Origin of the sequence: Megasphaera sp. SW808 (assembly GCF_012027795.1) — a bacterium.
GTDB lineage: Bacteria > Bacillota > Negativicutes > Veillonellales > Megasphaeraceae > Megasphaera > Megasphaera stantonii.
This window is the reverse complement of record NZ_SJOT01000019.1, coordinates 26,906-40,380: the sequence shown is the minus strand read 5'-3', so window position 1 is coordinate 40,380 and position 13,475 is coordinate 26,906. Positions and strand designations below refer to the sequence as shown.

At 55.2% G+C, this 13,475-nt stretch carries 13 protein-coding genes; all 13 read left to right on the top strand.

Annotated elements, in window-relative coordinates:
- Nucleotides 1-35: 35 nt before the first annotated feature.
- The 13 genes from mraZ to nrdR all read left to right on the top strand — a co-directional run bounded on the left by mraZ (nt 36) and on the right by nrdR (nt 13,473).
- Nucleotides 36-476, top strand: coding sequence for a division/cell wall cluster transcriptional repressor MraZ (gene mraZ, locus E0L13_RS08005; RefSeq protein ID WP_087478071.1), 441 nt, complete (start codon nt 36-38; stop codon nt 474-476).
- An 8-nt stretch (nt 477-484) separates the two neighbouring features.
- The gene (gene rsmH, locus E0L13_RS08000) at nt 485-1,417 is read left to right on the top strand and encodes a 16S rRNA (cytosine(1402)-N(4))-methyltransferase RsmH (RefSeq protein ID WP_095629372.1); all 933 of its coding nucleotides are present in this window, start codon (nt 485-487) and stop codon (nt 1,415-1,417) included.
- A 227-nt stretch (nt 1,418-1,644) separates the two neighbouring features.
- The gene (locus E0L13_RS11880; protein ID WP_239386318.1) at nt 1,645-1,839 is read left to right on the top strand and encodes a cell division protein FtsL; all 195 of its coding nucleotides are present in this window, start codon (nt 1,645-1,647) and stop codon (nt 1,837-1,839) included.
- A 99-nt stretch (nt 1,840-1,938) separates the two neighbouring features.
- Nucleotides 1,939-3,435, top strand: a complete 1,497-nt coding sequence (locus tag E0L13_RS07990) for a UDP-N-acetylmuramoyl-L-alanyl-D-glutamate--2,6-diaminopimelate ligase (RefSeq protein ID WP_095629370.1) — start codon at nt 1,939-1,941, stop codon at nt 3,433-3,435.
- A 4-nt stretch (nt 3,436-3,439) separates the two neighbouring features.
- Nucleotides 3,440-4,822: a UDP-N-acetylmuramoyl-tripeptide--D-alanyl-D-alanine ligase gene (gene murF, locus E0L13_RS07985; protein ID WP_168061584.1), complete on the top strand. Its 1,383-nt coding sequence runs from the start codon at nt 3,440-3,442 to the stop codon at nt 4,820-4,822.
- Nucleotides 4,816-5,781: a phospho-N-acetylmuramoyl-pentapeptide-transferase gene (gene mraY, locus E0L13_RS07980; protein WP_168061582.1), complete on the top strand. Its 966-nt coding sequence runs from the start codon at nt 4,816-4,818 to the stop codon at nt 5,779-5,781. Before murF ends, mraY begins: the two co-directional genes overlap by 7 nt.
- A 39-nt stretch (nt 5,782-5,820) precedes the next feature.
- Complete coding sequence (gene murD / locus E0L13_RS07975; protein WP_168061580.1) at nt 5,821-7,185, top strand: UDP-N-acetylmuramoyl-L-alanine--D-glutamate ligase; 1,365 nt, start codon at nt 5,821-5,823, stop codon at nt 7,183-7,185.
- Nucleotides 7,186-7,221: 36 nt separating this feature from the next.
- Entirely contained in the window at nt 7,222-8,355 is a 1,134-nt protein-coding gene (murG, locus tag E0L13_RS07970) for an undecaprenyldiphospho-muramoylpentapeptide beta-N-acetylglucosaminyltransferase (RefSeq protein ID WP_168061578.1), read from the top strand.
- A 14-nt stretch (nt 8,356-8,369) separates the two neighbouring features.
- Complete coding sequence (gene murC, locus E0L13_RS07965) at nt 8,370-9,749, top strand: UDP-N-acetylmuramate--L-alanine ligase (protein ID WP_087478063.1); 1,380 nt, start codon at nt 8,370-8,372, stop codon at nt 9,747-9,749.
- Nucleotides 9,750-9,780: 31 nt separating this feature from the next.
- Complete coding sequence (locus tag E0L13_RS07960; RefSeq protein WP_162860322.1) at nt 9,781-10,710, top strand: D-alanine--D-alanine ligase; 930 nt, start codon at nt 9,781-9,783, stop codon at nt 10,708-10,710.
- Between the two features lie 24 nt (nt 10,711-10,734).
- A complete protein-coding gene (locus E0L13_RS07955) occupies nt 10,735-11,685 on the top strand; it encodes an FtsQ-type POTRA domain-containing protein (protein ID WP_087478062.1) in 951 nt (316 codons plus the stop codon).
- A 181-nt stretch (nt 11,686-11,866) separates the two neighbouring features.
- A complete protein-coding gene (gene ftsZ / locus E0L13_RS07950) occupies nt 11,867-12,895 on the top strand; it encodes a cell division protein FtsZ (RefSeq protein ID WP_087478061.1) in 1,029 nt (342 codons plus the stop codon).
- Nucleotides 12,896-12,978: 83 nt separating this feature from the next.
- Nucleotides 12,979-13,473 (top strand): transcriptional regulator NrdR, encoded by a 495-nt coding sequence (gene nrdR / locus E0L13_RS07945; protein ID WP_154876606.1) that lies wholly within the window; start codon nt 12,979-12,981, stop codon nt 13,471-13,473.
- The last annotated feature ends 2 nt before the right edge of the window (nt 13,474-13,475 follow it).

Genomic DNA, 13,475 nt, shown 5'->3' with positions numbered 1-13,475 from the left:
AAAAGTGAAAGCGACGGGAAGGAGATGACGACAAGATGTTCATGGGAGAATATTCGCATACGATCGATGCGAAGGGCCGCGTGATCCTGCCTGCGAAATTCCGCGACGAATTGGGATCTTCCTTCGTAGTCACCCGTGGACTGGAAGGTTGTCTCTCCGTGTATACGATGGAAGCGTGGATCAATTTGGCCAACGGCATGAAAAAGCTGAAGGCTTCGAAGGAAAATGTCCGGGCTTTCAAGCGCTTTTTGTTCGGCAGCGCCGCTGAAGTTGAATTTGACCGGCAGGGACGCATTCTGATTCCGGGGACGCTGCGCGAGTACGCCCAGTTGAAAAAGGACGTGACCATACTGGGGACGGGCGATAAAATAGAAATCTGGGCCCAGGAGGCGTACGAAGAATATGCGGCCAAGATCGTGCCGGATATGGAAGAGATCGCCGAAAGTCTGGACGAATCTCTGGATATTGAGTTTTAGGAGGTATTATGGCGTTTCATCATGTTAGCGTTCTCCGCGAGGAAACGATTGACAATCTTATAGGAAATCCCAGCGGGGTTTACGTAGACTGTACCCTCGGCGGCGGCGGCCATTCCCATGCGCTGGCGGAGCGGCTGAACGACGACGGCCTGCTCATCGGCCTCGATCAGGACGCTGACGCCATCGCCGCGGCGACGAAGCGGCTGGAAGATACGGCTTGCCGTCATATTCTGGTGCAGCGCAATTTCAGCCAGCTGTCCGACGTCCTCGACGAGCTGGGAATCGACGCCGTCGACGGAGTCATGTTTGATTTAGGCGTATCCAGTTATCAGCTCGACACGCCGGAACGGGGCTTTTCTTACATGCAGGACGGTCCGCTGGATATGCGCATGGACCGCAGCCGCGGCAAAAGCGCCTACGACGTGGTCAATTCGTACAGCGAAGGCGAGTTGTACCGCATTATCAAGGAGTACGGCGAAGAACGCTGGGCCAAGCGCATTGCCTCCTTTATCGTTGCCGCCCGCAAAGAAAAGGCCATTGAACGGACTGGCGAGCTCGTCTCGATTATCAAAAAGGCTATTCCAGCCGGCGCCAGAAAGGACGGCCCTCATCCGGCCAAGCGGACCTTTCAGGCCATCCGCATCGAAGTCAACGACGAACTCGGCATTCTGCGCAATGCGCTGGAAAGCGCGGCCAACCGGCTTAAGCCCGGGGGACATATATGCGTCATCACCTTCCATTCGCTAGAAGACCGCATTACAAAGCAAACGCTGAAAGTATTGGCTACGGACTGCATCTGCCCGCCCGATATTCCCGTGTGCACATGCCATCATAAGGCCATATTGAAAGCGAAACGGCAGGCTATTTCTCCGTCGCCGGAAGAGCTGGAGCAGAATCCGCGCGCCCGGAGCGCCAAGCTGCGCGTCGGAATTCGAAAATAATATTTACAAGGTATTGGTAGTAATTCGTCGAATGGATGTGATATAATATGTTGTCCAGAAAAGCAGGATACATACGGTATGCTGAGCAGAGGCAGGAGGCGGTTCCGGCCGACAGGAACTTTTCGGGCCTTATCCTGCGTACCTTGTCGGTAGTAGGGCTGATTTGCTTTTTTTTGCTGACATATATTGCCTTATCTGCCGCTAAAACTGATTATGGTTATGCGCTGATGAATGAAAAAAGACAGGTGCAGGCGCTGCAGCGTGAAAATGAGAACTTGCGCGTCGATATCGCCAAGCTGGAAGCACCTGAACGGATATATACGGTCGCTACGAAACAGCTGGGCATGGTTGCGCCGACGTATGTGCTGTACGGCGGCCAGTCGTCCGAGCCTCAGAAGGAAGCAGCCCATACAGGCCGATAATATGATGACATCAGCAGCCTTTACCCAAGGCTGCTATTGTTGTTTGCTTTAATAGAAACGATTACGTATACATAACAGATTGCGAGGAGGATGTTGAGGATGAAGACAGTAAGTGAACTTTGCAAGCAAATTAAGGGCATATACAATGTAGAAGGCAACGTAGAAACGCCGATTACGGGCATCGCCGCCGATTCGCGGGAAATCGAGCCGGGCAATTTATTCGTGTGCATTTCCGGCGTTCACGTCGACGGCGCTTCCTTTGCCGTCCAGGCTGTGGAAAAAGGCGCCGTCGCCGTCTTGACGACGAAGCATTTGGAATTGCCTAAGGGCACCGTGCAGATCCGGGTGCCGGATATCCACCATGCGTTGGAAGACATGGTTCCCTATTTTTATGATTATCCCGGCCGCAAGATGCGCATGATTGGCGTAACCGGCACGAACGGCAAGACGACGACGACTCATATCATCGCCCATATTCTGCGGGCCGCCGGCCATCATGTCGGCGTTCTCGGCACGATTCACGCCCTCATCGACGACGAAGAGCTGCCCATTCACAACACGACGCCTGACGTCGTCGAGCTGCAGCGCTTCCTGGCGCTCATGTACGAAAAGGGCATGACCCACGTCGTCATGGAAGTATCGAGCCATGCCCTGGCCCTGCACCGCGTAGCCGGCATTGAATTCGATACGGCCGTATTCACGAATTTGACGCAGGATCACCTCGATTTTCACAAGACGATGGAAGACTACGTAGCCGCTAAGGCCAAGTTATTCAAGGGCTTGTCTTTCCGCGAACATGTCAAGGACAATAAGACGGCTGTCGTCAACATCGACGACCCGTGGTCCAAGGATATCCTCAAAGCCTGCCAGTGCAAGGTCCTGACCTATGGCGTAGAAAAAGAAGCCGACTTGAGAGGGTCGAATCTGAACGTCGAATTGAAGAAATCGTCCTTCGACGTAACCGGGCCCTTCGGCAGCGTCCATCTGAATATGAATATTACCGGCTTGTTCAACGTATATAATACGCTGGCGGCTATCGGCGCGGCCCATGCTGAAGGCGTCGATACGGAAATCATCGACAGCGCTATACAGACCTTCCACTCCGTAGCAGGCCGCTTCGAGCTCGTCGAAGCCGGTCAGGATTTTGCCATCGTTGTCGATTATTCCCATACGCCGGACAGCCTGGAAAAGGCTTTGACGACAGCTCGTGCCATGCATCCGAACCGTATTTTAGCCGTCTTCGGCTGCGGCGGCGACCGCGACCGGACGAAGCGCCCCATCATGGGCAAGATTGCGGCGGAACACGCCGACATTCCCATCGTCACGTCGGACAATCCCCGTTCGGAAGACCCCGACGCCATTGTCGCTGAAGTGGAAGCCGGCGTAAAGCAGGGCCTCAAGCCGGGCCAGCATCACGAAGTCATCGTCGACCGCCGTTCGGCTATCCAGAGAGCCGTCGAACTGGCGCAGACCGGCGACATCATCGTCATTGCCGGCAAGGGTCATGAAACGTATCAGATTTTAAAAGACGGCACGATTCACTTCGACGATCGCGAAGAAGCGCGCAAGGCCGTGCTGGCGTTAAAGGGGCGATAAGAAAATGGCTTCCTTTACGAAGGCAGAAATACAAGAGGCGACGGGAGCGTCTGTCGCTGTCAGCGGCGAAAAGACTTTATTTTCCGGCGTGGAAACGGATACGCGGGTCATCGGCAGGGACGCGTTGTTTGTAGCCCTCAAGGGCGAGCGGTTTGACGGTCATGATTTTGTCGGCAAAGCCGTGCAGCAAGGCGCAGCCGGTGTTATCGTGTCCGAAATGCGGGACGAATACAGAGAGTACGGCATTGCTGTTTTCGTCGCAGACGATACGCTGAAGGCCTATCAGGCTTTGGCCCGCTTCCATCGCCGCCGTTTTTCCATTCCCGTCGTAGCCGTAACGGGCTCCGTCGGCAAGACGTCGACGCGAAATATGATTGCCTCCGTCCTGTCGCAGAAATACGACGTGCTGCAGACGGAAAAAAATTTCAACAACGAAATCGGCCTGCCGCGCACGCTGCTGCAGCTGACGGAACGGCACGAAGCCTGCGTCGTCGAAATGGGCATGCGCGGCTTGGGACAGATTGCCGAGCTGGCGGCCATTGCCGAGCCGACTGTCGGCGTCGTGACGAACGTCGGCAAGAGCCATATTGAACTCCTGGGGTCGCAGGAAAACATCGCCAAGGCGAAGAGCGAGCTTGTTTTGGCTCTTGACGAAAAGGGCACGGCCGTATTGAATGCCGACGATTCCTTCGTAGCCCCGATGGCCGCCCTATGCCGCGGCAGCGTGCTGACCTACGGCACCGAGGCGGGCGACGATATCTGGGCCGAGCAGATAGCCGTAAGCGAGCAGGGCGTAACCTTCACCTGCCACTGCTGCGGCGATGTCTTCGCGGCGCAGATTCCGGCAATCAGCCGCCACCACGCCTATAACGGATTGGCTGCGGCTGCCGTCGGCTGCTTGACGGGCCTTTCGGCCGAAGAAATCCGGCGCGGCCTGGCGGCGTATAAAGGCGTGCCCATGCGGGAAGAGCTGATTTCCTTGGCGCCGTATACGTTTATCAACGACGCCTATAACGCCAATCCGGCTTCCATGAGCGCGGCTATCCGTTCTCTGGGCGCCTTGACGACGGGCCGGAAAATTGCCGTATTGGGCGGCATGCTGGAATTAGGCGATTGGGCCCGGGAAGAACATGAAGCCATCGGCCGGGAGATCGCCTCGTCGGGTATTGACGTCCTCATTACCATGGGCGAGCTGGCCGGATATATTGCCTGCGCGGCGAGAGAAGGCGGCATGAAGCAGGTCTACACGGCCGCGACGCATGACGAATGCGCCGCCTGCCTGAAAGAACTGCTGCAGCCGGGTGATACGGTGCTGCTGAAAGGGTCCCGCGGGTTTGCCATGGAAAAAATACTGTCATATTTCGAAAGGAAGTCATGTGAATGTTAAATACGCTGATATTTGGATTCGCCGTCAGCCTGGTCATCGCCTTAGTGCTGGGCAAGCCGGTTATCGGGCAGTTAAAGAAATTCCATGCCCGCCAATCTGAACGGGAAGAAGGCCCGCAGAGCCATAAGTATAAAGCCGGGACGCCGACGATGGGCGGCATCTTGATTCTGATCGCTTTGGTTGTCTCCTGTCTGGTATTCAATCCGTCGGATCTGCGCAAGGGCCTGGCTTTGTTTCTGACGTTCGGACACGGCGTCATCGGATTCCTCGACGACAGCATCAAAGCGGTGAAACGGCGTAATCTGGGGCTGACAGCCAAGCAGAAATTGCTCGGCCAGTTCGTTATGGCAGCCGTATTTTGCTTCATTTTAAAGGAATTCCTTCAATTTCCTACGACTCTTTGGATTCCCTTCACATCGGTTACGATCGATTTGGGATTCTTCTATTATATCTTTGTGTTTGTCATGATCGTCGGAGCCAGCAATGCCGTCAACCTGACGGACGGCTTGGACGGCCTGGCGGCCGGTTCCTGCGCGATTACGTCTGTGGCCTACGTCGTCATTGCCGTAGCGCTGGGATACGTCAATTTCGCCGTGTTCAGCGCGGCCTTGACCGGCGCCTGCCTGGGCTTTCTGTTTTATAACCAGCACCCGGCCAAGATGTTCATGGGTGATACGGGTTCGCTGGCTTTGGGCGGGGCGCTGGCGGCGATGGCTATCTTGACGAAGACGGAGCTGCTTCTCATTCTGGCAGGCGGATTATACGTCATTGAAGCCTTATCGGTTATCATTCAGGTTGTTTCCTTTAAGACGCGGGGCGTGCGCGTATTCAAAATGAGCCCTATTCATCATCATTTTGAACTGTCTGGCTGGAGCGAAGTAAAGGTAGTTACCGTTTTTTGGAGTTTTTCCGCCCTCATGGCGATATTGGCGATTATCGTCGTCTTATCGTGCAAATAGAGGGTATTCATATTATCTGAACAAAGCAGGTGTTGGCAAATGAGCATAATGGATTTTTCCGGAAAAAAAATATTGGTCATCGGCGCAGGTATCAGCGGCCGGGCCGCATCGATGGCCTTGGCCCGTCACGGCGGCGCAGTTATTCTCAATGACAAAAAGGACATCGACTGCACGGAAGAGCCGTGGCCGGCGCTGCAGCGTGCCGGCGTCAAGTTCGTATTCGGCAGCCAGGAAAATTCGCTGCTGGACGGCGTGGACATCGTCGTGCCGTCGCCGGTTATTTCTCCGGAAATTCCCATTATGAAAGAAGCGCTGTCGCGCCGTTTGCCCGTTTGGAGTGAAGTGGAGACAGCCTGCCGTGTAACCGATGCCGACATATTGGGCGTGACGGGTACGAACGGGAAGACGACGACGACGACCCTGCTGGGGGAAATCATGAAGGCCTCAGGCCGTCAGACTGTCGTCGGCGGCAATATCGGCATCGGCCTTTCCGAGCAGGCGGCAGATTTGCCGAAGGAAGCCGTCGTCGTAGCGGAATTGTCCAGCTTCCAGCTGGAATTTACGCAGACGATGAAGGCTAAAGCGGCCGTCGTCCTGAATATTACGCCGGACCACCTGGACCGCCATCATACGATGGAAGCCTACGCCGAAGCGAAGAAGCGCATTTTCCGCAATCAGGATGGGGACGATACGGCTGTGCTGAATTACGACGACCCGCTGGTCAGGGCCATGGCTCCGGACATGACGGGCCGCGTCGTCTGGTTTTCCACGCAGGGCGAAGTGCCTGTCGGTGCGTTTTATCAGGACGGACGGCTGATCCTCCGCATGGACGGCCAGGATACGCTCATTTGCCGGGAAGACGAACTTCATTTATTCGGCAAGCATAATATTCAAAATTGTTTGGCTGCGTCGCTGCTGGCTTACGCCGCCGGCGTGCCTCTCGACGTGATCTCTGGCGTATTGAAATCGTTCCGGGGCGTAGAGCACCGTCTGGAAAAAGTGCGCACAATTCACGGCGTCACCTATTACAATGATTCAAAAGGAACGAATACCGACGCGTCTATCAAAGCGCTGGAAGCGTTTTCGGGACACTTGGTCTTGATTGCCGGCGGCTACGATAAGATGACACCTCTCGACGAGTTTATGAAGCTGGCCGCCGAAAAGGTCGATACGCTTATATTGATCGGCGCGGCGGCAGATCGGTTTGAACAGGAAGCGAAGAAGGCCGGCGTCAAGGATATTCGCCGAGCCGGATACAGCATGGAACGGGCGATTATGATGGCCCGCAAGATTGCCAAAGCGCCGCAGGCCGTACTGTTGTCTCCGGCATGCTCGAGCTTTGACATGTACGATAATTTTGAGCAGCGCGGACGGGTCTTCAAGGGAATCGTCAACGCGATATAGCCATATATTTATTTTTGATTGGTAGGGGGCAAAAACATGGGTCGAGTAATTATTTCAGGAGGCGGAACAGGCGGCCATATCTATCCGGCAATAACAATTGCCCGCGCTATTGCCGATATCGAGCCGACGGAGTTTCTCTACGTAGGCTCGAAGATAGGGTTGGAAAATACGCTGATTCCTAAAGAAGGACTGCCTTTTGTGACCATAGACGTACGGGGACTGGAACGCCGCATTTCCTTCCGCAACGTAGTGACGCTGGGAAAGACGGCGGGAAGCGTATTTAAGGCCGAACGCATTATTCATCGGTTTAAGCCGGAAGTCGTCATCGGTACGGGCGGATTCGTCTGCGGCCCCGTGCTGCTGGCGGCCAGCCTGAGCGGTATTCCGACGCTCGTGCAGGAGCAAAACGTCATCCCCGGCGTGACCAATTTGATTTTGAGCAAGTTTGCCAACCGCATCGCCCTGGGATATAGGGAAGCGGCCGGCCGGTTTAAGAAAAAAGAAAATCTCGTGTATACGGGAAATCCTGTCCGCAAGGATATTTTGACGGTAAGCAAGGAAGAAGGGCGCAGCCTGCTGGGGCTGGACCCGCATAAATTTACGCTCCTCGTCGCCGGCGGCAGCCGCGGGGCGCGCAGCATCAACTCGGCCATGATTGAAGTGCATCGGTATTTTAAGGATGTCAAGGACATACAGATTCTCCATATTACGGGAGACCACGAGTACGACCGCGTCGTCAAGCAGCTCGAAGGCATCGACGGCAAAGGGCGGTACGGCGAGGGAAGCCGTATTATACCGTACCTGCATCAGATGCCGGAAGCGTTGGCGGCGGCTGATTTGGCCGTATATCGTGCCGGCGCCGTGGGGTTGGCTGAATTGACAGTGCGGGGCGTTCCTTCGATTTTGATTCCCTATCCCTACGCGGCGGAAGATCATCAGCGGTACAACGCCCAGGCCCTGGTCATGTGCGGCGCGGCTAAGATGATCCTGGACAAGATGCTGACCGGTAAGGATTTGCTGGAAGAAATCCTTCATTTAAAAGAAGATCCGGAAGCTTTGGCTTCCATGGCCAAGGCCAGCAAGGCTCTGGGCCGGCCTCAGGCCGCTCACGACATTGCGAAGCTGGCGTTATCGATTGCGCGCCGACGCACGGGAAGCAGCGTAAAGTAAGGATGTGTAAGACCATGGTCAATCTCAACGACGTACGAAAAGTACATTTTATCGGCATTGCCGGCGCAGGCATGCGGGCAATAGCCAACGTTTTCATAGAAAAAGGATATATCGTATCGGGGTCGGACCTCAAGCGGTCGGCCATTACGGATAAATTTGCCGAACAGGGCGCGCGCATCTGCATCGGCCAGAAGGCGGAAAATCTGCAGGATGCCGAAGTCGTCGTCATCTCTTCGGCAATCCGTGAAACGAACGCGGAAGTAGTAGAAGCGCGGCGGAGGCATATCCCGGTGATACATCGGTCCGACGCGCTGGTACATATCATGACCTGGGGCAAGGGCATATCCGTCGCCGGAGCGCACGGCAAGACGACGACGTCGTCCATGCTCGGCCAGGTCTTTGAAGAAAGCCATCTGGAACCGACTATCGTCATCGGCGGTGAAGTCGATTACCTGCACAGCAATTCGATTTTAGGCAAAGGCGAATACGTCATTGCCGAAGCCGACGAAAGCGACGGGACCTTCCTGAAGCAGTCGCCGTATATCGCTGTCGTAACCAATATCGACGCCGATCACATGGATCATTACGGCTCCATGGACAACGTCGTCGAAGCCTTTAAGGAGTTTATACAGAAGCTGGACGCCGAGCAGGGGCTGGCCGTCCTGTGCTTTGAAAACGAATACATCCGCCGTCTGGCGCCGTCTCTGCAGCGCCGGTATCTGACGTACGGCATCGAGGCTGAGGCGGATTATCAGGCTCGGAATCTCCATTATGCCAAGGGCAAGCTGTATTTTGACGTGCTGTTTCACGGCGAGACGCTGGGCGAACTGATGCTGAACGTGCCGGGACGGCACAATGTCCTGAACGCGCTGGCGACGACGGCTGTGGCGCTGCGCTGCGGCATTTCCTTCAGTCAGGTAGCTTCGGCGTTGTCCCATTTTCACGGCGCAAAGCGGCGCTTTCAAACGAAAGGCTTTGCCGGCGACGTATGGGTCGTCGACGATTATGCCCATCACCCGACGGAAATCAACGCCACCCTCACGGCGGCCCGCGACATGGGCACGCACCGCGTCGTCTGCCTGTTTCAGCCGCACCGCTATACGCGGACGCAGCTCCTTCTTGAAGATTACGGCTCGGCCTTTGCTAAAGCCGACGTCCTCATTGTGACCGACGTATACAGCGCCGGCGAAGATCCTATTCCGGGCGTGACGGGCCGGCTTATTGCCGATAAGGTTCGCGAAAAGACCGGACAGGACGTCATCTACATTCCCCATACGGAAGACGTCGTCACATATTTGAAAGAACATGCCCGGCCGCTGGATTTAATCATTACCATGGGAGCCGGAGACATTTATAAAGTGGGAGAACAATACTTGGCGGAAGCAAAAGGATAAGATTAAAAACATGAACACTACTATAGAAACGATGAAACAGAAAAAAATTGCCGTCGTCGTCGGCGGCCCGTCGTCGGAAGCAGAAGTATCGCGCAATACCGGCGCGGCTATTGCCAAAGCGTTGACGACGAAAGGCTACGCTGTAGAGACGATTGAACTGGTGCCGGAGCGGCTGGTAGAGACGCTTAAGGAAAAAAATATTGACGTCGTATTCAACGCCCTGCACGGCCGGTACGGCGAAGACGGCGTGCTGCAGGGGCTTTGCGAAATGATGGGCCTTCCCTATACGGGTCCCGGCGTCATGGCCAGCGCCGTCGGCATGAGTAAGGTCGTGAGCAAATGCGCTTTTCAGGGCGCCGGTATTCCGACGGCTCCCTTCGCCTATTATTTCTCGGCCCAGGGCTTGGACTATATAGCTGACGATATTGGGCGTCGCTTTTCGCTGCCCGTGGTCATCAAGTCGTCGGCCCAGGGGTCGACGATCGGGACGGTAATCGTCAGCGACGCGTCGGATATTCGGGCGGCTCTGGATGAAGCCTTCCGTTACGGTCCGGCCATCATCGCCGAAGCCTTTCTCGACGGAGAAGAATTTACCGTCGCCGTCATGGACGACATGGCTATGCCGGTCATTCAAATCGTTCCCAGCACGGGACGGTACGATTATTATTCGAAATATACGCCCGGCGTGACGAAGCATCTCTGCCCGGCGCCGATTTCGCCGGAACTGACAAAGAAAATGCAGGACTTAGCCCTGCAGGTTTTCCATCTGTGCCAGTGCAGCGGCGTCGCCCGCGTCGACATCATGACGAACAGCCAGGGAGAACCCTTTGTCCTGGAAATCAACACCGTGCCCGGCATGACGGCGACGAGCCTCGTGCCCGACGCGGCTATCGCGATGGGATTGTCCTTTGAAGACTTGTGCGAAAAAATTTTATTGGAAGCCTCTGTCGGCAAGTTTTAACTGCACAGTACGTTAGGATGTAGCATGAAGAAAGAAAACTATCGTAATTACCAATTTACATCGGATACAACTTCGCGGCGGAAGCCGGACAACGCGGCAGCGTTTAAGCATACGAGCGACGTGTTCGTGCCGCCCCATTTGGCGCATGATCCGCTGGACGATTTGTACGGAAACCGGCGCGAAGCCGAACGGCGGCAGCAGCTGCAGGAAGAAGAAACACGCCGTCGGAAGCGGCGCATAAAGCGCGAGAAGATAAAGAAAAAGCGGAAGCAGAAGCGCAAGGGACGCCTGACGGCTGTCGGCATCGTCCTGTTCGTCCTGCTGCTGTGGGTCTTTCTGCGCTTCGCCGCCGTTCCCTTCGGCACACTGGTCATTCAGGGAAATGAAACGCTGACGACGGATGATATATACCGGGCCGGCGGCGTTCCGGGCTACGTCAACGTCGTGCAGCTGTCGCCGGACGAGCTGAAGAATCGGCTGGAAAAAGATCTGCGCATCAGCAGCGCCGTCGTAGAACGGCAGTTCCCTGCGACGATACAGGTGACGCTGACCGAGCGGAAGGCGGCTGCTATCGTCATGACGATGTACGGCTTTGCCTACGTGGATAAGGACGGCGTCGTCATAGAGCTGGAGCCGCAGATAGAAGGCGTATCCGTGCCGATTATGACTGGGAAAAAGGTCGATACGCTGCTGCTGGGGGATACCATAGCCGATCCCGCCCTCCGGGCCGGCCTGGAATATTTGCAGAATTTGCCGCCGGACGTATTGAAACATATGGCTGAAATTAACGTAGGCAATCCGGACAATATCATTGCCTATACGACGGACTCGCTGCCCGTTCACTTGGGCAAGGGCGATAAGCCCGTCGAACGGGCGGCCATTACCGACGAGCTGCTGCGGGAAGTAGACAGCAACCATTTGCTGGTTCAATATATCGACACGACGCCCGGCGCTCCGTCCGTCAAGAGTAAGTAACCAGACGCCGGATTGCTCCGGCAAGGGGGGCTGACGACAGGCGAAAGCCCGTAACTGAGCCGTTGAGCGGCCCGAAAGATTTAAAAAAAGATGTAGATAATTTTTCCGATATAGTGTAAAATAATATAGAATCCTATCTATATATAGCAGTGCTGACGAATTTGAAGGAGGAAACAGAAGTATGGCAGAGTTTGCAAATATAAAAGTAATTGGTGTCGGCGGCGGCGGAAACAACGCCGTCAACCGTATGATAGAAAGCGGTCTGCAGGGCGTGCAGTTCATTTCCGTGAATACGGAAGATCAGGTATTGGAAGTATCGCAGGCCGACGTTAAGCTCCAGATTGGCGAAAAATTGACGCGCGGCCTCGGCGCCGGCGCTAATCCTCAGGTCGGCGAACAGGCAGCTTTGGAAAGCAAGGAAGAAATCATCAAAGCCCTTCAGGGTGCTGATATGGTCTTCATCACGGCCGGCATGGGCGGCGGCACCGGCACGGGTGCGGCTCCTATCGTAGCGGAATGTGCCAAGGAAATGGGCGCGCTGACCGTCGCCGTCGTAACGAAGCCCTTTGCTTTTGAAGGCAAGCGCCGTAAGGAACAGGCTGAAAAGGGCGCGGCCTATCTGAAGGAAAAGGTCGACACGATCATCACGATTCCGAACGATAAGCTGCTCCAGATTATCGATAAAAAGACGCCGCTCAAAGACGCGTTCCTCGTAGCCGACGACGTTCTCCGTCAGGGCGTGCAGGGCATTTCCGATTTGATTACGACGACAGGCCTCATCAACCTGGACTTTGCCGACGTCAAGACGATTATGTCCGATCAGGGCGAAGCGATTATGGGCATCGGCGTAGGCTCCGGCGAAAACAGAGCCGTCGAAGCCGTCGACAGCGCGATTCACAGCCCGCTCCTGGAAATGGGCATCGACGGCGCGCAGAGCATCTTGCTCAACGTCACGGGCGGCCCGGATATCAGCTTATATGAAATCAATGAAGCGGCGGAAAAAGTTGCCGAAGCTGTTGATCCTGATGCCAATATCATCTTCGGTTCCGTTATTGACCCGGATATGGAAGATTCGATTCGCATTACTGTCGTTGCGACTGGATTTGGCAAAGAACCGTCTTCGATTCCTTCCTTCGGACAGGCGGGCGGACTTAAAGCCGGAGATTCCAAAGATGCCGGCGGCGTAGAAATTCCTACGTGGATGAGATAAGCAGTACAGTAAAAAGCGGATCCTTAGGGACCCGCTTTTTTTCAAAATTCCCCGCGCAGCGCGCGCGTTAGGAGGAATACATCATGAAATGTCCTTTTTGCAAGCATGACGATACCAAAGTAACCGATTCGCGGGCTACGGACGACGGCAGAGCCATTCGCCGCCGCCGGGAGTGCCAGAGCTGCGGCCGGCGGTTTACGACGTACGAGATGGTGGAAGAATCGCCGCTCATCGTCATTAAGCGCAACGGCAGCCGCGAGCTCTTCGACCGCAGCAAGATATTGAACGGTCTGTTGCGGGCCAGCAATAAGCGGATGATAACGCGACAGCAGCTGGAAGACATCGTTTCTCACGTAGAACGGGATATACGGAATTCTCTGGCTCAGGAAGTCACGAGCGAGAAAATCGGCGAAATGGTCTTGGACGAACTCAAGTCTATCGATGAAGTCGCCTATATCCGGTTCGCGTCGGTATATCGGAAATTTGCCGATTTGGAAAGCTTTATGGCTGAGCTGGAGCATTTGATGGGAACGAAAAAGAAGGAAACTGCAGAAGAGCAGCATGACATCGAGGAGTAAGT